Genomic DNA, 19,419 nt, shown 5'->3' with positions numbered 1-19,419 from the left:
CTGTACTGGTTTAAATTTAATTCACTATATAAAAAGGCTACCTGAAAACCGGAAAATGGTTTCAAGTAGCCTTTAAAATTTCAGGCAGCCCTCGCTATGTGTCAAAGGCTACCTGAAACAGAAGGAAGCGATTAAGCCTGATTCGCCGCTTTCATATTGTCAATAAATTTGTCAAACAGATAGCCGACATCTTGCGGGCCGGGGCTGGCTTCGGGGTGGCCTTGGAAGCAGAACACGGGTTTGTCGGTCAGTTCGATGCCTTGCAAAGTGTTGTCGAACAAGGATTTGTGGGTAATCCTTGCGTTGGCGGGTAGGGTGTCGGCATCGACGGCGAAACCGTGGTTTTGGCTGGTGATGACGACTTTGCCGCTGTCCAAGTCTTGCACAGGGTGGTTCGCGCCGTGATGGCTGAAGTGCATTTTTAAGGTTTTTGCACCGATGGCGAGGCTGATGAGCTGGTGTCCCAAGCAGATGCCGAAGATGGGTTTGCCGCTTGCCATCAGTTTTTGCACGGCTTCGATGGCGTAGGTGCAAGGCTCGGGGTCGCCGGGGCCGTTGGAGAGGAACACGCCGTCGGGGTTGAGTGCCAACACGTCTTCCGCGCTGGTTTGGGCGGGGACGACGGTCAGGCGGCAGCCGCGTGCGGCGAGCATACGCAGGATGTTGGTTTTCACGCCGAAATCGTAGGCGACGACGTGGAACGGCTGTTCGGCAGGGGTAACGAAACCTTTGCCCAAAGCCCATTCGCCTTCGGTCCATTCGTAGGCTTCTTGGCAGGAAACTTCTTTCGCCAAATCTTTGCCGACCATGCTACCGAACGCGGCGATGAGTTCTTGCGCTTTTTCAACCGTAGCGTCCGCGCCGGTCAGAATCGCGCCGCCTTGTGCGCCTTTTTCGCGCAGCAGCGTGGTCAGGCGGCGGGTGTCGATGTCGGCGATGGCGACGGTTTTGTTGCGCACCAGATAGTCGTGCAGGCTTTCTGAGGCGCGGAAGTTGCTGTGCAGCAGCGGCAGGTCGCGGATAATCAAGCCTGAGGCATAAACGCTGCGGCTTTCTTCATCTTCGGCGTTGGTGCCGGTGTTGCCGATGTGCGGGTAGGTAAGGGTAACGATTTGTTTGCAGTAGGACGGGTCGGTCAGGATTTCCTGATAGCCGGTCATGGAAGTATTGAACACGACTTCGCCGGAAGTCGAGCCTTCGTAACCGATTGATGTGCCGTGAAATACGCTGCCGTCAGCGAGAACGAGAAGGGCGGGAGTGGTCATGATTGGTGTCCGGATGCGGGGGATAAAAAAACACGTTTCGCGGCTTTGAAAGCGATGCAAAACGTGCTTCGGCGCGGGCAGTGCTGCCTGCCGGAAGCACGCTATTTTAATGGACAACGGGAGGGCGGGGCAAGTTTGAACCGGGCGGTTTCAGGTAGCCTGAACGTTAGCGCAGGCGGCTTATATCCAGCCGCTACCCTACCGAAGGCTACCTGAAAATTGAGGAAGGCAGTCAAAACAAAAGGCTGGCGCATCCACGCCAGCCCATCACTTTGAGGCTACCTGAAAACATAACCTAAACTAAATTCAAACGATGCCTTTGCCGGAAAACTGGTTGCTGCAAAGCCAAAATAGGCCGCCATATTTTTCAGGTAGCCTTTTTGTATTGCTGCAAAGGCTACCTGAAACCCTGCACTTATTCCGGCAGGCGGCTGATGCGGATTTGTTCGATGCGTTGGCCGGCTTTGGCGGCCACGGTGAAACGCCAGCCGTGGTAGTCGAGGGTGTCGCCGACTTCGGGCAGAGTTTTCAGCTCTTCCATCATCAGGCCGGCCACAGTGTGGTAGTCGGCATCTTCTTCGGGCGGGGGCAGGCCAAGCTGCGGGGCAAGCTCGGCGTATTCGTGACTGCCGTCCACCAGCAGGCTATCGCTGCTGTCAGTGTTGTTTTCGCCGGATTGGTCATTCGGCTCTTTACGCTCGTAGGCTTCGGGAAATTCGCCGGCAATGGCGGAAAGCAAGTCTTTGGTGGTAACCATGCCCTGCACGGCGCCGAATTCATCCACCACGAGGGCGTAGTCGGCACCACTGTGGCGGAATTGTTCGATGGCGGAAAGGGTGTTGGTGCTGTCGGGCAGGATGAGCGGCTGGCACAAGGCGGCCTGGATATCGGGCTCTTCGCCGCTGAGCAGCTGGTTGAGCAAGTCTTTTTTGTTGATGTAGCCCAAAGGTTCGTCGGCACCGGCCTTGCCCACCACGAGGAGGCGGGAATACGGGGAGTTTTGCAGCTGGGCATATTGCTGCTCGCGGCTTTGGGAAATATCGAGGCGTTCGATGTCGCGGCGGGGCACCATGATGCCTGGCAGGGGGCGCTCGGCCAGGGTGAGCACGCTGCGAATCATGGATTTTTCGTTTTCTTCAAAGTGGCCGGCATCGTGGTTTTCTTCGCCGGCTTTAGCCAGCATGGTTTCGCGGATGCCCATCATGCCGAGTACGTTTTCGGCGGTACGGCGGCGCCAAGAGCGGCTGCCGTAGGCGTTTTTGTCGGTGTTACGCTGGGAGATTTGGTTGAACACCTCAATCAGCACGGAGAAGCCGATGGCGGCATACAGGTAGCCTTTGGGGATAACCACGTGGAAGGCTTCGGCAATCAGGCTGAAGCCGATCATCAGGAGGAAGCCGAGGCAGAGCATCACCACGGTGGGATGGCGATTGACAAATTCGGTGAGCGGTTTGCTCGCCCAAATCATCATGGCCATCGCCACAATCACGGCGGCCATGGCGATTTGGATATGCTGCACCACGGCCACGGCGGTCACCACAGCATCGATGGAAAACACGGCATCGAGCACGAGAATCTGCAACACCACGCCCCAAAACGGCGCATGTTGTTTGCGATGGTCGGTGTCGGAAACGGCGTAGTGGTTGGCACCTTCCAGACGCTCGTGCAGCTCGGTGGTGGCCTTATACAGCAGGAATAAGCCGCCCACAAACATGATGATGTCTTTGCCGGCCACGTCCAGCCGCCCCAGGGCAAACAGCGGAGTGGTGAGCTGCATGATGCGGCCCATAAAGGCGAGCATGAGCAGCCGGATGAGCACGGCCAAAGTCAGGCCGGTGATGCGGGCGCGGTCGCGCTGGGCGGGGCGCACTTTGCCGGCCAGAATGGCCACGAACACCAGGTTGTCGATGCCGAGTACGACTTCGAGAATAATCAGCGTAGCGAAGCCCAGCCAGGTTACCGGGTCGGCCAGCCAAGAGAAATCCATGAATGTGAATCCTTGATTACAAATAATAACAACAAACAAAGGCTACCTGAAAACGCCGTAGGCAGCTTTCAGGTAGCCTTTAAATACATGCCGTGCACACACTTATCCGCCGAGGCAGGCTCGGGCTCTGGAGATGCGGGGGAATCAGTGTGCATATTGGCGTGGAAAGAATAATGAGGCGGTAAGTTTAGCAGATTGCGGCGGCTTGCTGAAGAATTATGGCTTCGGCTATAGCCGAAGTGTATTTTTAATAAGGCTTTTGGCGAGACTTAGGCCACATAACATTCGGAAAGGTTGGGGTTCAGGCGGCTTGCCAAATTTCAGGTAGCCTTCCTCACGCCTACCCTGCTCCCCATTGCGCCTTATGCCGGCGCGGGCACTTCCTTTCTTTGCTTCGCCAAAGAAAGGAAGCAAAGAAAGGCGACTGCGGGCGCGGGTTTGCTGCGCAAACTTCCCTCACTCCACGCAATTTTTCGGGCGGGCTCGCAACTTGCGGCTGTGCCGCTTCGAACATGCAAGCCCTTATTTCCCGAAAAACCGCGCTCCGTTCGGCTGCGCCAGCAGAGGGGCAGCAAGATGGTGAGTTTGTGGTGAAGATGCTGTTGTGAAGACTGCTAGAAGAGTAGTCGCTACACCACCGGCCGCCGGCGGTAAAACAGCAGCCCCGGCAGTGCCAGCCCGAAGGCCAGTGCGCCGATAACGAAGCCGGATTTCACAAAATAATCCACCGCCTGCCCCAAAAGCTGCTCGGAGAAGCCCTTGTGGTTCATCTGCACCAGCGCAATCATCGCCTTATACACATACACGCCCGGAATCATCGGAATGATGGCGGCCACGGTAAACACTTTCGGATGTGCCCGGTAGCGTTGCGACAAATACACGCCGATAAAGCCCACCAGCGAAGCCGCACACAGCGTGGCCAATCCCTGCGACAAGCCGAACTGCATCATGAGCGTGCGCGACCCGTGCCCCAGTGCGCCCAAATAAGCGCAGTATTTCAACGCATTGCGCGGCACATTAAACAAAATCGCAAAGCCCACGGCGGGGATGGCGGCGAAAAACATATCGTCTAGCAAATTCAGCAGCATGGCTTAATCCCAAGCGGAAACATTCAACAGGCTCAAGGCCAACACAATGCCCAAACAGGTGCTGAAGGTGAGCAGCGTGGCCACTGCCCAGCGGCTCATGCCCATATTCACATGGCCTTTGAGCATATCGGCCAGCGAATTAATCAGCGGCACCCCCGGCACCAGCAGCAACACGCTGGCCGCCGTAGCGATTTCCGGGTGTGCGCCCCAGCCGAATTTCAGCGCCATGCCCGACACCATCGAAGCCACAAAAGCGGTTACCGCAAACACCACCGCCGGATTGTAGTGCCGTGCCGACAGCGCCTGGCGCACCCACATGCCGCAGGCCGAAGCAATAAACGTGATGAAGCAAATCAGCAGGTCGCCGCCCGAAAGGTGGGCAAAGCTCGCGCAAGAGAGCCCCACCATAAACACCACAAAATAGCGGTTATATTTTTCCGGCTTCACCGCATCCAGCCGATCACGCACTTCCTGCACGCTATACAGTCCGTCTTCCGCATCCAGCACGATATGCTGCACCGCCGTGATCACCGACATATTGATGCCTTTGTCGAAATTCTTGCGCGTGGTGGTGATGCACTGATTGCCGCGGCGCGTGGTGATCACAATCGCATTCGGCGTGAGTGCGCACTCCACGCTGTCCATGCCCAGCGCACGGCCCAGCCGCACCGCAATTTGGTCGATCAGCGTGCTTTCCGCGCCGTATTGCAGCAGTAACAGCGCAGCATGGATGCACAGGCGCGTGATTTCCTGCTGCTGTGCGTAATCATCGGAAACGGAGGGCGGGGAGATGGGTGCGGGAGTCGTCATCTGAATAAACCGGTTGGCAAAAACGGAAGGAGACGGCTTGCGGAAAACGGCTGGAAATGCTGCGGGCAGCAAGCCATTTGCTTGGATGGATAAGGAAGCAAATTATACCGCAAGCCACATCTAGCAGCCACTTATCGCCGAAGGCTGCACTTCCTGCTGCCTCGGCTTATCTTACTAAAAACCACCTCGATTAAGCATGCGATATAGCCAGCAAAAAGGCTACCTGAAATTCTTCACTTCACAGAAATTCTGCTGTGCCGTATTTTCAGGTAGCCTTTCATCGTGTCGGATTCAGCCTGCTTGCTATCTACTGCCGCCACGTGATCTCCATAGCTGCAGGATAGCCTGCTTCTGCTCGGGCGGGATGGCCGTATCCTGCACCAACACCGTCTCCTTGCCCTGCAAATCGCGGATGGTGATGCGGTATTGTTGGTGCGTGGTGCCGGCTTGGTAGAGCCACGGCGCCTGTTGCGGAGTCAACTTGCGGGCGGCGGTTTGGCCGATCCAATCGAACGTGCCGTCGCCGTTGTTGTAGAGGTAGGAGCGTGTGCCGTCGGCATGCCGCTGCCAGGCTTTGGTAGCGGTAGTGGGATGGCGGCTATCGTCAAACACCACACCCAGCTCGCCGCCGCGGGTACGCTCGATTTTCACCGAAGCCACGCGAGGCGCATTCTTCAGGCGGATGCCGAAACCATAGCGGTAACTTGAATTGGCGGCGCTCCTGCCCACTTCGGCCTGCACCCCGCCCGCCGCTTCTATTTTGTAATCTGCCGTCTGCTGCCCACGCGGCATACCGCCCACAGTCGAACACGCGCCCAGCAAAGCTGCGGCGGCAAAAGGCAATAAATATTTGGCTGCTTTCATTTAAACCTCCTCCTGGCGATAAGTACGGTCATTCTATCAGCAAGCACCAATTTCCACGATATAATCCCCTCCCCGACCACCCTGCACCCACACCGCCATGAACGACCACCAACTGCTGCGCTACAGCCGCCACATCCTGCTCGACGAAATCGGCACTGAAGGCCAGCAAAAACTGCTGGATGCCTGCGTGTTGGTGCTCGGCTGCGGCGGGCTGGGCAGTGCCGCCCTGCCCTATCTGGCCGCTGCCGGCGTTGGGCGGCTGATTATTGCCGACCACGACTGCGTTGACGAAACCAACCTCCAGCGCCAAACCGCCTACCGCGAAGCCGACATCGGCCGCCTCAAAACCGAAGCCATGGCAGGCTACCTGAAACAGCTCAACCCCGCCTGCCAAATCGAAACCCACGGCAAACTGGATGAAGCCGCCCTGCTGCGCCTGCTGCCCCAATGCCAGGCCGTGCTCGATTGCAGCGACAACTTCTCCTCCCGCCAAGCCCTCAACGCCGCCGCCTGCGCCACCCGCACCCCGCTGGTTTCCGGCGCCGCCACCCGCTTCGACGGCCAAATCGCCACCTACCGCCCCGACCTGCCCGGCCAGCCCTGCTATGCCTGCCTGTTCGACCGCGAGCAAGACAACGACGGCGCCTGCGCCCTGTTCGGCGTATTCGCCCCGCTGGTGGGCATCATCGGCACTACCCAAGCCGCCGAAGCGCTGAAAATCCTGCTCGGCCTGCCTGCCGAAAACGGCGTTTTGCGCTGCTACAACGCGCTCAGCGGCCAATGGCAGCACTTCGCTATTCCGAAAAACCCTGCCTGCAAAGTGTGCGGCGGGCATAAAAAGGCTGAAGAGGCTACCTGAAAGCATCCGTAGCGGATTAGCCGCAGGCATCACCCCCATACCAGCAGCAGGAAACGTTGCATTACAGCTTTCAACCCAGCACAAACCAAACACCCAAAAGGCTACCTGAAACATTTTTCAGGTAGCCTTTTCCAATGACAGACCATTTATAGCTCACTATAGGCCGAATGCCGGAATCCCACTCCAGCCAGTCACTGACAACAGCAATCGCCGCCAGCCTTCCGTCTTTCAGTTTTCAGGTAACCTCATCCAAAGGCTAGCTGAAACCGCCAATCGCATCACTCCTCTTCCTTATCCAAGCCCAATTCGCGGGCATACACGGCGGCACGCACGCGGTTGTCGATGTTGAGTTTGCGGAAGATATTCTGCATATGCGCCTTCACTGTGTTTTCAGATAAAAACATCCGCCGGGCAATCATTTTGTTGCTAATGCCGCCGGCCACGTAGCGCAACACATCGCGCTCGCGCTGGGTGAGGGAATCGAGAATGGCAGAATGTTCGGGCGGAATGCTCTGGCCGGCGTTGTTCATTTCGGGCGACACGGTTTGCTGCCCGGCCACGGCCTGACGGATGGCTTCCACCAGGAAATCAGTGTCGGCGTTTTTCAAAATATAGCCGCGTGCGCCCAGCTCGAGGCACTTTTTCAGGTTGTCGGCATCTTCGGAAATGGTGAGCATCAACACCGGCAGCCCGGGCTGGAAATCAAGCATTTGAGCCAGGGCTTCGGGGCCGTTCATTACGGGCATTTCCACGTCGAGCAGCACCAAATCGGGTCGGTGGAAACGGGCAAGCTTCACGCCTTCGAGGCCGTCGGTGGCTTCGGCAACAATTTCAAAACCGTATTCCTGCGCCAGCAGAAAACTGAGCCCGCGCCTGAACAGAGGGTGGTCGTCTACTAGGAGGATGCGGATGTTGGATTCGGTCATGGGGCTACCTGAAAATGGTGGGTATAGTGGATGGTTAGCTGAAATCGCCAGGAATATGCAGGCGCACTTCGGTGCCGCTGCCGGGCTGGGAGCGGATGCTGATTTCCGCGCCGATTTTTTCCGCGCGCTCGTGCATCACGCTCAGGCCGATATGCTGGCCGGGCTCGGCTTCGGCGTGGTTTTCCGGGTCGAAGCCCTGCCCGTCGTCGCGCACAGTCATGGTGAAGCCGTCACCGTTTTCCAGCAGCACTTCAGCCTGCTGCGCGGCGGCGTGTTTGCGGATGTTGGACAAGGCTTCCTGCAAAATAAACAGCGCCTGTGTTTGCTGCTCGCTGTTGAGTAGGCAGTCGCCGCCGCTAATGTGCAGCACCACGGGAATGCCAGCTTGCTTGCGGCTGCGCTCGATTACACTGCGCACGGTTTCGGCGAAGTTGCCATATTGCGGTTTGGCGCGGAAATGGTCGAGCAGTTCGCGCACGTCTTCGTAGCAATATTGGATGCCGTCGCGAATCATCTCGATATTGTCGCGCACAGATTTGTCATCCGGCAGCAGTTTGTTTTTGCTGAGCATCTGAAAGCGCATATTGATGAACGACAGCGACTGCGCCAAGCTGTCGTGCAGGCTGCGGGCAATGCGGCTGCGCTCTTCCAGCACGGCATTTTGCTGTTTGAGCAGGGTCATGGCGTCGTTTTCGCGGGCAATACCCAGCTGGGTGCACAATAAACGCATCAGGCCGGTGTTTTGCGCGGAAAGCAGCGGCACGGTCGGCTTAGACAGAGCCAACCAGCCTTGGAAACCGCCCAGGGCATAAATGGGCACCAGCGCCACCAAAGCGCCCTCTTCGCCCTGCATCCACACCATATTGCCGGCTTCTCCTTCCTGCTCGGCAGTGTGGGTGTGCGGCAGGCGTTCGGCCAAATCCTCCGGCAGGCCGAGGGCGCAGGCGGCGGCAAAGCCTTTTTCCGCCTGCCAGAAAATGCCGCCGCCCTCGCTGTGGGAAAGGCGCAGCATCCGCTCCAAAAAGGCTTGCTCCACTTCGCTGCTGAAGCTTTGCTTGTGCAGGTAGGAAGTAACGTAATACAGCATTTCCCACTCACTTTTCTGGCGCGAGAGGGCAGCGGTTTTCTCAGCGACTTTGTCTTCTAGGTGGGCATACATTTCCTGCAGATTGTCGGCCATGCGGTTGAAGCCGTCGGCCACGGCTTCGAATTCGTCGCCGGAGTTCGGGTTGGCGATGCGCGTGCCCAAGCGGCCGTGGGTGATTTGGTTCATGGCTTGGGACAGCGTGCCGAGCGGGAGCAACACCACTTGCCGCAACAGGCGGAAGCTGACGGCGGCGGAAAGCAGGATCAGCAGCATCAGCCCGATGCGCCCGCCGCGCAGCCAGCCGATGCTGCGGGTGTTTTGCTCCTCCAGCAGCCGGGCATAGCTGTCGATGCCGTTGTGCAGGCGTTCGGCCTGCTCCAATAGGGCGGCGGTGTCCGGTTTCGCGGCGGTTTGCAAGAAGGCTTCGGTGTCGCGGCGCACCTGTTCGAGCTGGCGTGAGGCCGGCTCATCCCACCAGCTGCAGCACACGGCATGCTGGCGGCTGGCTAGCCCGTTGAGCGTATCTTCCACCTGCCGTGTGGACAACCGCACGCCGGGATGCTGAACAGCAGCTAGGGTGAGGCGGTGGACTTGGTCGTTCAGCCGTCCGGCCTGGCGGATGGCGCCCGCCCGTTCTTCCAGCCGCCAGGTAGCCACCACCGTCATCGACACAAACAGCAGCAAGCCGACCGCCCACAGCAAAATCGCCGTGAGCAGCCGTGCCGACAGGCTGCGCCGCAGCGCATTCTGCGGCGGCAGGCTACCTGAAAACAGCGGCGTTTCGCTGGAAACGATGTGTTTGGGCATGGCGGGCAATCGGATGAATCAATATTGAGCGGTATTATAGTCGCTTTCCGAAAGAGGCTACCTGAAAACAGCGCGCCAAAACCGTTTCGCTATATTTCGCTATATAATGCCGCTTTCCTTTCTCCGCACCGCCATGAACTACGCTGCCCAGCTGGCCGCCCTCGCGGCCGCCCAAACCGAAACCATTGCCCGCCACCGTTTAAACAATGGCGAAACCGTGTGGCTGCGCAAAGCCGCCCCGCGCCAAGCCGCCTGGCGTTACAGCCTGCTCAACGGCCTGGCCAAAGTGTGCCGCTTGGGCGTGCTCACCCCGGTGCCCAACCCCGGTGGCGAAGCCGGCATCGCCATTGAGGCCGGCCGCCTGCGCGAGCTGGCCGAAGCCGGTATTACCGCGCCCAAGTTATTGGCCGTGCAGGACAATGCCCTATTGATGAGCCATGTGGGCGAGCAAACCCTGCTCATCGCCATCGAAAAGCAAACCGAAGCCAGCAGCCTTGAAGGCTGGCTGCAAGGCCTGCATGCCATCGAAGCCGTACACCGGCAAAACCAATTCCTCAGCCAAGCCTTCGCCCGCAATATGGTGCTGACCGAAACCGGCGGCATCGGCTTTATCGACTTCGAAGACAACCCCGCCACCGTGCTCAGCCTACAGCAGTGCCAAGGCCGCGACTGGCTGTGCTACCTGCAATCCACCGCCGACATCCTCCTGCGCGGCAGGCTGCTCAACCAGGCAGCCGAACATTGCAAAGCCTGCCTGCAAAGGCAAAATCCCGCTATAATCCGTACCTTGCGCCGCAGCGTGCGCCCCATTTTGTGGATGCGCCGCATTCAATCCGAACGCTGGGGCTGCGATACCCTGCGCCTGGCCGCCCTGGCCGATTTGTTTTATCGCATGGGCGAAATCTGACGCAGGTTTGCAGGTAGCCTTTAATCGGCAACAAGAAGGCTACCTGAAAGCCGCACTATTTTTCAGGTAGCCTTACTCCAAAGCTTACGTTTCACACCCCCAACCATCATGCAAACATCCCGCCTTCCCCTCATCGCTGCCGCCCTGTTGGTTTCCGCCTACAGCGCCGCCCAAACCCAAGCCCCAGCCGGCGCCCTGGCCTGCACCCAAATCAGCGACCCCGCCGCCCGACTCGCCTGCTACGACCGCAGCATGGGGGCACAACTGCCCCCCGCCCAGCCATTGTCCACTCCCGCCAACAGCAAGGCCGCCATCGATATCCAGCAAAGCATCGAGCAAAGCCAGGCCGAAAGCACGCCCAAAGTGGTGCTCACCGAAGCCCCTGCCGCCCCCACCCAGCCGCAAGCCTTCAGCCCGCTCAGCCTCGCCTACGATTTAGACGTCAACCACGAATCCGGCATCCTCAGCGTGCGCGCCCACCGCCCGATCTACCTCCTGCCCGGCTGGTACAACAGCTCGCCCAACCGCACCCCCTCCTCCCCCGAGCACACTTCCGCCATCCCCGAGCAGCAGCGCCAAAACCATGTAGAAACCAAAATGCAGGTTTCCTTCAAAACTAAGCTGCTGCAAGACCTGTTCGGCACCAATGCCGACCTCTGGTTCGGCTACACCCAAATTTCCCACTGGCAGGTATATAAAGGCTCCATGTCCTCCCCCTTCCGCAACACCGACTACGAGCCCGAAATCTTCCTCACCCAGCCGGTGAAAGCCGACCTGCCCGGCGGCGGCAGCCTGCGGATGCTCGGCATCGGCGCCGCACACCAATCCAACGGCCAAAGCGACCCACTCTCCCGCTCCTGGAACCGCATCTATGCCATGGCCGGCATGGAATGGGGCAAACTCACCGTGGTGCCGCGCCTGTGGTGGCGCATCCCCGAAAAAAGCAGCGACGACGACAACTCCGACATCAACCGCTACATGGGTTACGGCGATTTGCAAATGTATTACCGCTTCAACGACCGCCAAAGCCTCGGCGCCCTTGCCCGCTACAATCCCGCCAGCGGCAAAGGCGGGCTGCAGCTAAACTACACCTTCCCCATCGCCGGCCGGCTCAAAGGCTATGTGCAGGCCTTCCACGGCTACGGCGAAAGCCTGCTCGACTACAACCACAAACACAACAGCATCGGCTTGGGCGTGCTGCTAAACGATTGGGACGGTTTCTAAACTGCACACTAGTTTTTCAGGTAGCCTTTTTATTCAAACAGGCTACCTGAAAATTTAATGAATGATTTAGCGCATAAACCGCCATAAAATACCGACACCCCCTCTCAAATCCGTACCTAATCTGAATTCCGAGCAAATCAGTATATTTAATTTTCGTTTTAGTTTCATGCCGCTAGCATTTTACATTCACACTTGCTTACAATCAGGAAAAAGCAGGTTAAATCATAGTATTAGCCTTGCCTTCCCTACTAAGGCGACCCTATAATTCGTTCCGTTGAGTGGTCATGGATGACTGCTTAACAAGTTTCTCCTCTATTTCTCCTTTGTAGATTTGGCGCATATTCAATATGCGCCGCTTTTTTTGCCCGCGTTTACCGCATAAATCTTCCCGACACTTGGCACATTCAAATCTGAATCAGCCAAACAAATCATTATTTCAAATAAGCATTAGCCAGCCACATATTCCATATCTGCCAACTGGCACCATAGCCCAGCGCCCAAAATCCCTCTATACTGCCGCCCATTTTCCACTCGGAGCAGCCCATGTCCGCCACCGTGTTTTACCTCTTTCTCGGTTTCACCGCCTTTTCCACCCTGCTGCAACTGCTGCTCTCTTTGCGCCAGAGCCGCGCTGTGCTGCTGCACCGAGGCCGCGTGCCGCGCGATTTTAAAGACGTGGTTTCGCTGGAAGAACACCAGAAAGCCGCCGACTACGCGCTGGCCAAACAGCGGTTTTCGCGTTGGCATATTCTGTATGAAACCTTGCTGCTGCTTATGTTTACCCTTGGCGGCGGGCTGAACCTGCTGGCAGAGACGGCCAACCGCCTTGCCGACTCGCCGTTAAACCAAGGCGTGCTGTTGGTGGTGCTTTTTTCATTGGCCAGCAGCCTGTTGTCCCTGCCCTTTGCGCTCTACCGAAGCTTCCGGCTGGAAGCGGCATTCGGCTTCAACAACATGACTTTGGGCACTTTCTTTGCCGACCAAATCAAAGGCCTGCTGCTGGGCGCGGCCATCGGCATTCCGCTTCTGTATGCGGTGATTTATCTGATGGGCGCGGCCGGAAATGCGTGGTGGCTGTGGGTGTGGCTGTTGTGGCTCGGTTTCTCGCTGCTGATGCTGTGGGCGTTTCCCAAATGGATTGCCCCGCTGTTCAACCGCTTCGAACCGCTGGCCGATGAAGACTTGCAACAGCGCATCACCAATCTGCTCACGCGCACCGGCTTTGCCAGCAACGGCATTTTCGTGATGGACGGCAGCAAACGCAGCGGTCACGCCAATGCCTATTTCACCGGCCTCGGCCAAAACAAACGCATCGTGTTTTTCGACACTCTGCTCAAAGGCATGCAGCCGCAGGAAGTGGAAGCCGTGTTAGCACACGAGTTGGGCCATTTCAAACACCGCCACATCGTGAAGCAAATCGCCGTGCGCTTCCTGCTCGCGCTCTTGGTGCTGTTTGCGCTCGGGCAAGTCATCCACTTTGCCGCCGTGTATCACGGCTTGGGCGTGGCCTACCCCAGCCATGCTATGGCGCTGCTGTTAATGATGCTGGTGCTGCCCGTGCTCTCCTTCCCCTTTGCCCCGTTGGGCAGCTTTTCCTCGCGCCGCAACGAATTCGAAGCCGACCGCTTCGCCGCCGCACACACCCATGCCGAAGACCTGATTTCCGCGCTGATCAAACTCTACCGCAGCAATGCCGCCAGTCTGGTGAACGATCGCTGGTATGCCCGCTGGTACGACAGCCATCCCAACGCCCGCGAACGCATCGCCGCCCTGCGGCAAGGCGGGCAGACTGGCTGAAAGCCTAGGCTGCCATAGCAAAATAAAGGCTACCTGAAAGCGCTGCCTTCACTCAGCGAAAGTTTCAGGTAGCCTTACCGCATCGGCCTATCAACCCAGGCAACCAGCTGCCTATGCAAACACCCTGTCCATTTTTAATAATTCAGCATCATCCCCGCACCATTCAAACCAGATTACTGCAAACAAAGGCTACCTGATAATCAGGTAGCCTTTGTCATTCCCATCTCACAAGCGTACAATTCACATATTTTTACAGAAGCGCACGGAATCAAACATGATTGCTTGGATAGAAGCCCGCCGCGCCGGTTTGCTTGGCCGTGCCCATTGGGCAAACAATATTGTGGCAGGCATTATTGTGGGCGTGGTAGCGCTGCCGCTTTCCATGGCTTTTGCCATCGCCACCGGCGTGAAACCCGAGCAGGGAATTTATACCGCCATCGTGGCCAGCGTGATTGTGGCCGTGGCCGGCGGCTCACGCGTACAGATTGCCGGCCCCACCGGCGCATTTATCGCCATTCTCTCCGGCATCACCGCCAAATTCGGCTTCGACGGCCTGCAAATTGCCACCCTCCTCGCCGGCATCATGCTGTTGTTTATGGGCTTATTTCGCTTCGGCGGCATGATCCGCTTTATCTCCATGCCGGTGATTATGGGTTTTACTGCCGGCATCGGCGTGGTGATTTTTGTGGGGCAGTGGGCGGCATTTTTCGGCCTGCCCAAAGCGGGCGGTGAGCATTTCCACCAACAATTATGGTCGCTGCTGCAAAGTCTGCCTCATCTCCACCCCACCACCACCGCACTGGGGCTGTTTTCGCTTGCGCTGCTGTTGTTGATGCCCAAAGTGCCGCTGCTGCGCCGCCTGCCTTCGCCAATGTGGGTGCTGCTGTGCGCCACCGTGCTGCAAAGCCTGTTCCACTTTGAAGGCGTGGCCACCGTCGGCTCGGCCTACGGCGCCATTCCGCGCGCCCTGCCACATTTTTCCCTGCCCAATTTTGCAACAGCCGAAACTGCCAAACTGATTCTGCCTGCCTTCACCATCGCCATGCTCGGCGCGATTGAATCGCTGCTCTCCGCCGTAGTGGCCGACGGCATGGCCGGCACGCACCACAGCGCCAATCAGGAACTGGTAGGCCAAGGGCTGGCCAACATCATCACGCCGTTTTTCGGCGGGTTCGCCGCCACCGGCGCCATCGCCCGCACCGCCACCAACATCCGCCAGGGCGGCAACAGCCCGCTGGCCGGCATCATCCACGCCCTCACATTGGCGCTGATTCTGCTCTTGGCCGCGCCGCTGGCCGCCGATATTCCCTTAGCCGCACTGGCTGCCATCCTGTTTCAGGTAGCCTGGAACATGAGCGAGCCCAAACGCTGCCTGCACATCCTGCGCCGCGCCCAGCGTGCTGCCTATATTCTGTTTTTTATCACCTTTTTCCTCACCATTTTGGTGGATTTGGTGGTGGCGGTGAACATCGGCGTGATTTTGTCCACCCTGCACTTTATCGGCCAGATGGCCAAAGCGGTGGAAGTGCGCAAGGAAGAACACAGCCGCGATGCCGCCGCCCTGCCGGATAACGTGCTGATGTTTATCGTGAACGGCCCCTTCTTCTTCGGCGCGATGGAAAAATTCGAAACCACGCTGGCCGATATCAACACCCAGCCGCGCGCCGTGGTGTTGCGGATGCGCTGGGTGCCCTATATCGACATCACCGGCATCCTCACGCTGGAGCGCGTTATCGGCGGCCTGCAAAAACGCGGTATCCGCGTTATCGTTACCGGCGCCAATGAGCAAGTACGCACCGGCCTGGAGCGCAGCGGCATCGTTACCCTGCTCGGCGAAGGCAACTTCATCCGCGAATTCGACGACGCTGCCGCCATGCTGCGCGCGGAAAGTAAGGCTGGAGCGGCAAGTTGATGGAATACCAAACAAGCTAGCTGAAAAGCAAAAATTACTGCTACATTTTCAGCTAGCCTGCCGCACCCTGTGAGGCTACCTGAAAACAAAGCAACTCCATCATGTTAGCGGCCAAGCCTCAAACCAAATCTGTTCAAATAAAGGCTACCTGAAACTCAAACCCAGTTTTCAGGTAGCCTCCCTTTAGCATCCTACCATTTTCCTCCAGCCTCACACCCTCGCTAAAAAGGCTACCTGAAACCCGTTTTACCACATAAATTCCTCAGCCAAATACTGCCTGCGCCATCAAGTTATGATACACTTACGCCTTTCGTTTACGGCTGGCGCGGCAAAACACGCCTGCCAAGTGCAAACTTTTCCGAGCAGGCATCCGCCTATCGGCTTGATTAACACCAAAACAAGGTCTTACGAATGAGCGTAACTATTGAAAAACTGGAAGGTCTCGAACGCAGCCTGCAACTGGAACTGCCCTGGGCAGATATCGAAGCAGCCGTACAAAAACGCCTGCAAGCCACTCAAAAACGTGCCCGTGTAGACGGCTTCCGCCCCGGCAAAGCCCCGCTGCGCATGATTGAATCCATGTATGGCGCGGGCATCCGCGATGAAGTTTTAAACGACAGCCTGCGTCACAAATTCGGCGAAATCGTGGATTCCGAAGACATCCGCCTCGCCGGCCTGCTCGCTTTTGATGCTGTTGAAGCGCAAGACGACGAAAAAGTATTCAAAGTAAACGCCCGTTTCGAAGTATTCCCCGAAATCACCGTGGGCAGCCTGGCCGACCAGGAAATCGAAAAAGTGGTATGCGAAGTGGGCGAAGCGGAAGTGGAAAAAACCATCGACATCCTGCGCCGTCAGCGTACCCGCTTCAACCGCGTGGAGCGCGAAGCCAAAGATGGCGACCGCGTAATCATCGACTTTGCCGGCACCATCGACGGCATCCCCTTCGAAGGCGGCTCCGCACAAAACTACCCCTTCATCCTCGGCCAAGGCCAGATGCTGCCCGAATTTGAATCCGGCATCCAAGGCATGAAAGAAGGCGAAACCAAAGACGTGAGCGTAAGCTTCCCTGCCGACTACCACGGCAAAGAAGTGGCCGGCAAAACCGCCGTATTCGCTATCACCCTGCGCAACGTAGCCGAAGCCGTGCTGCCGGAAGTGGACGAACAATTCGCCAAAGCTTTGGGCATCCAAGACGGCGACGTAGCCAAAATGCGCGAAGAAGTAAAGAAAAACATCGAGCGCGAAGTAACCCGCCGCGTGGAAGCGCAAACCAAAGACAACGTAATGAAAGCCCTGCTGGACGTTACCCCCATCGAGTTGCCGAAAACCTTGGTGCGCGAAGAAACTGCCCGTATGGTTGCAAATGCCCGCCAAAACCTGGTGAACCAAGGGATGAAGCCGGAAGATGTAGATTTGGCCGACAGCCTGTTTACCGAACAAGCCGAACGCCGCGTGGCACTGGGCCTGATTTTGGCCGACTTGGTAGGCAAGCACAATCTGCAGCCGACCGACGACCAAGTTAAAGCCGTGGTACAAACCTTCTCTGAAAGCTACGAAGATCCGCAAGAAGTAATGGATTGGTACTTCGCCGACCGCAGCCGCCTGGAAGGCCCGATTTCTATGGCCGTAGAAGCCAATGTTGTAGATTATGTGTTGGGTCAGGCCAAGGTAAACGAGAAAAAACTGAGCTTCGACGAAGTGATGGGCCAGCAGTAATTCAGGCTACCTGAAACTCGTTGCAAACAAAGCACCAAGGCCGTATCCGCCGAGGTGCTTTTTGCCCAAATTATCCCTTATAAACGCGAGGAAACCCATGAATCCCACAATCGAAAACAACTATCTGGTACCCACCGTTATCGAACAGAGCGGCCGGGGCGAGCGCGCCTTCGATATTTACTCCCGCCTGCTCAAAGAGCGGATTATCTTCCTGGTGGGTCCGGTAAACGACCAAACTGCCAACCTGGTGGTGGCACAGCTGCTGTTTTTGGAAAGCGAAAACCCCGATAAAGATATTTTCCTCTACATCAACAGCCCCGGCGGCTCAGTTTCTGCCGGCATGTCGATCTACGACACCATGAACTTCATCAAGCCCGACGTATCCACCCTGTGCCTCGGCCAAGCCGCCAGCATGGGTGCATTCCTGCTTTCCGCCGGTGCCGAAGGCAAACGCTTCGCCCTGCCCAACAGTCGTGTGATGATTCACCAGCCGCTCATCAGCGGCGGCTTGGGCGGCCAGGCTTCCGATATCGAAATCCACGCCAAAGAGCTGCTCAAACTGAAAGCCAAACTCAACCAGCTCTTGGCCGAACATTGCGGCCGTACGCTGGACGAACTCGAACGCGACACCGACCGCGACAACTTCATGTCGGCCGAAGAAGCCCAAGCCTACGGCCTCATCGACCAAGTGTTGTCCAGCCGCAGCGACATCAAATAACCATCGGCTTAATCTATAGCAAGTCAAATTAACTCTTCGATACAAGGTGGTGAGCCGAAGACAGTACAGAAGTACGGCAAGGCGAACCAACACTGTAGCGAAAATTAAGTTGGCTTGCTATAAAAGGCTACCTGAAAACAAACCAAGTGGATTTTCAGGTAGCCTTTTTGCCGCCCGCATACAGCGCATTCATTGCGGCAATACAAACTCATGCCATAGCAGTTTACCGGCAATTTCACTATAATCAGTAAGCACCCTCAGCGTGCCGGTATCACTCCCTCCCTCGCGGGAAACCCATCTCAACAGGAGTTCTGCCATGATTTCCATCCGCCAGCAAAACTACGGCCTCAACGTTGCCCTCTACAACGAATTCACCCTTGAAGACTTCAAAACCCTCGAAGCCGCCATCCTCGAGTGCCTCCAACGCGTACACCGCCCCGACATCCTCCTCGACCTATCCCTGTTGCGCGACTACACCATCGACATGGCTGCCGAACAACTGCGCTTCCTCAACAACCACGACAACGACTTCGGCCGCATCGCCATCGTCACCAACGACCTCTGGATACGCCTCTCCGCCCATATTTCCAGCCTGCTCACCCGCCAGCATCCCAAATATTTCAACGATGCCGCCGAAGCCCAGAAATGGCTGCTTGCCGACGGCAGCCGCTAACACCATGAGCCAGCTCCAAACCCCGCTGCGCGCCCTCCTGCTACACGGCATCCATATGCATGTCTGGGTGATGTTCCCGCTTGCCTGGCAACTGCGCCGACATAATATCCACAGCCGCTGCTTCGGCTACTACAGCATCGCCCAAACCCTGCCCCAACACAGCCGCCGCCTCGCCGAAACCGTCCGTCGCCACTACCAGCAACACCAAGAACCGCTGCACTTCATCTGCCACAGCCTCGGCGGCCTCGTGTTGCGCCGTTTCGCCGCCGACTACCCCGAACTGGTACGCGGCCGCAGCGTTACTCTCGCCACCCCGCATCTCGGCAGCGAAACCGCCAACCGGCTGCACCGCTACGCCCCTGCACTTATCGGCGGCGCCTACCAGAACGGCCTAGACGGCAATCTCCCTCCCTGGCCGCCCCAGCTCGAACTCGGCTGCATCGCCGGCAACCACCACTTAGGTGTCGGCCAAATCGTCGGCTTGCAAGGCGAAGGGGATGGCACCGTCCTCCTCTCCGAAACCCGCCCCGCCAACTGCCGTGATTATCTCGTCCTACCCGTCAACCATTCCGCCATGCTTACCGACCCCACCGTCGCCCGGCAAACCGCTCACTTCCTGCGCTACGGCTGCTTTGAGCACGAAGTGCAAGAACACAACAAACCTTAAACCGACACTAGCCTGACTCCAGCCCCAATCAGGCTACCTGAAAAACCAAAACCCGCTGTTCTCTTATTCAGAACAACGGGTTTCTATAGTGGATTAAATTTAAATCAGGACA

At 57.5% G+C, this 19,419-nt stretch carries 16 protein-coding genes; 9 read left to right on the top strand and 7 right to left on the bottom strand.

The genetic code is table 11. The features are described from left to right. Window positions 1-131: 131 nt before the first annotated feature. The 5 genes from carA to HMPREF2796_RS03440 form a co-directional block, all read right to left on the bottom strand. On the bottom strand, window positions 132-1,265 hold the full coding sequence (gene carA / locus HMPREF2796_RS03465) for a glutamine-hydrolyzing carbamoyl-phosphate synthase small subunit (RefSeq protein ID WP_070630977.1): 1,134 nt from the start codon (window positions 1,263-1,265) through the stop codon (window positions 132-134). A gap of 415 nt (window positions 1,266-1,680) precedes the next feature. Continuing rightward, complete coding sequence (locus tag HMPREF2796_RS03460; RefSeq protein ID WP_070630974.1) at window positions 1,681-3,252, bottom strand: TerC family protein; 1,572 nt, start codon at window positions 3,250-3,252, stop codon at window positions 1,681-1,683. A gap of 629 nt (window positions 3,253-3,881) precedes the next feature. Continuing rightward, window positions 3,882-4,340 carry a threonine/serine exporter family protein gene (locus tag HMPREF2796_RS03450; protein ID WP_070630970.1) on the bottom strand — a complete coding sequence of 153 codons (459 nt, stop codon included), beginning with the start codon at window positions 4,338-4,340 and terminating at the stop codon, window positions 3,882-3,884. A 3-nt stretch (window positions 4,341-4,343) separates the two neighbouring features. Further along, window positions 4,344-5,150: a threonine/serine exporter family protein gene (locus HMPREF2796_RS03445; protein WP_070631039.1), complete on the bottom strand. Its 807-nt coding sequence runs from the start codon at window positions 5,148-5,150 to the stop codon at window positions 4,344-4,346. A 303-nt stretch (window positions 5,151-5,453) separates the two neighbouring features. Continuing rightward, window positions 5,454-6,014 (bottom strand): hypothetical protein, encoded by a 561-nt coding sequence (locus tag HMPREF2796_RS03440; protein WP_070630968.1) that lies wholly within the window; start codon window positions 6,012-6,014, stop codon window positions 5,454-5,456. 97 nt (window positions 6,015-6,111) lie between these two features. Here HMPREF2796_RS03440 and HMPREF2796_RS03435 point away from each other — a divergent pair, with 97 nt between their 5' ends. Further along, window positions 6,112-6,873, top strand: a complete 762-nt coding sequence (locus HMPREF2796_RS03435; RefSeq protein WP_070630966.1) for a HesA/MoeB/ThiF family protein — start codon at window positions 6,112-6,114, stop codon at window positions 6,871-6,873. A 278-nt stretch (window positions 6,874-7,151) separates the two neighbouring features. Here HMPREF2796_RS03435 and HMPREF2796_RS03430 read toward each other — a convergent pair whose 3' ends face one another. Further along, a complete protein-coding gene (locus HMPREF2796_RS03430) occupies window positions 7,152-7,799 on the bottom strand; it encodes a response regulator (RefSeq protein WP_003824341.1) in 648 nt (215 codons plus the stop codon). Between the two features lie 34 nt (window positions 7,800-7,833). Next, window positions 7,834-9,693: an ATP-binding protein gene (locus HMPREF2796_RS03425; protein ID WP_070630964.1), complete on the bottom strand. Its 1,860-nt coding sequence runs from the start codon at window positions 9,691-9,693 to the stop codon at window positions 7,834-7,836. A 106-nt stretch (window positions 9,694-9,799) separates the two neighbouring features. Between HMPREF2796_RS03425 and HMPREF2796_RS03420 the strand changes: the two genes are divergently transcribed. The 8 genes from HMPREF2796_RS03420 to HMPREF2796_RS03385 all read left to right on the top strand — a co-directional run bounded on the left by HMPREF2796_RS03420 (window position 9,800) and on the right by HMPREF2796_RS03385 (window position 19,307). Beyond that, entirely contained in the window at window positions 9,800-10,600 is an 801-nt protein-coding gene (locus tag HMPREF2796_RS03420; protein ID WP_070630962.1) for a BUD32 family EKC/KEOPS complex subunit, read from the top strand. A 108-nt stretch (window positions 10,601-10,708) separates the two neighbouring features. Beyond that, window positions 10,709-11,824, top strand: a complete 1,116-nt coding sequence (locus HMPREF2796_RS03415; protein WP_070630961.1) for a phospholipase A — start codon at window positions 10,709-10,711, stop codon at window positions 11,822-11,824. A gap of 543 nt (window positions 11,825-12,367) precedes the next feature. After that, on the top strand, window positions 12,368-13,621 hold the full coding sequence (locus tag HMPREF2796_RS03410) for a M48 family metallopeptidase (protein ID WP_070630958.1): 1,254 nt from the start codon (window positions 12,368-12,370) through the stop codon (window positions 13,619-13,621). A 274-nt stretch (window positions 13,622-13,895) separates the two neighbouring features. Beyond that, complete coding sequence (locus tag HMPREF2796_RS03405) at window positions 13,896-15,533, top strand: SulP family inorganic anion transporter (RefSeq protein ID WP_070630957.1); 1,638 nt, start codon at window positions 13,896-13,898, stop codon at window positions 15,531-15,533. A gap of 411 nt (window positions 15,534-15,944) precedes the next feature. Beyond that, window positions 15,945-17,249 (top strand): trigger factor, encoded by a 1,305-nt coding sequence (gene tig / locus HMPREF2796_RS03400; RefSeq protein WP_064103934.1) that lies wholly within the window; start codon window positions 15,945-15,947, stop codon window positions 17,247-17,249. A 97-nt stretch (window positions 17,250-17,346) separates the two neighbouring features. Further along, window positions 17,347-17,967, top strand: coding sequence for an ATP-dependent Clp endopeptidase proteolytic subunit ClpP (gene clpP / locus HMPREF2796_RS03395; RefSeq protein WP_070630954.1), 621 nt, complete (start codon window positions 17,347-17,349; stop codon window positions 17,965-17,967). A 316-nt stretch (window positions 17,968-18,283) separates the two neighbouring features. Continuing rightward, window positions 18,284-18,640 carry a SpoIIAA family protein gene (locus tag HMPREF2796_RS03390; protein WP_023887131.1) on the top strand — a complete coding sequence of 119 codons (357 nt, stop codon included), beginning with the start codon at window positions 18,284-18,286 and terminating at the stop codon, window positions 18,638-18,640. Window positions 18,641-18,644: 4 nt separating this feature from the next. Then, window positions 18,645-19,307: an esterase/lipase family protein gene (locus HMPREF2796_RS03385; protein ID WP_070630952.1), complete on the top strand. Its 663-nt coding sequence runs from the start codon at window positions 18,645-18,647 to the stop codon at window positions 19,305-19,307. Window positions 19,308-19,419: the final 112 nt, after the last annotated feature.

This window comes from Eikenella sp. HMSC071B05, assembly GCF_001811325.1.
GTDB classification, from domain to species: domain Bacteria; phylum Pseudomonadota; class Gammaproteobacteria; order Burkholderiales; family Neisseriaceae; genus Eikenella; species Eikenella corrodens.
The sequence above is the reverse complement of the archived record's forward strand: the minus strand, read 5'-3'. Positions and strand labels throughout refer to the sequence as shown.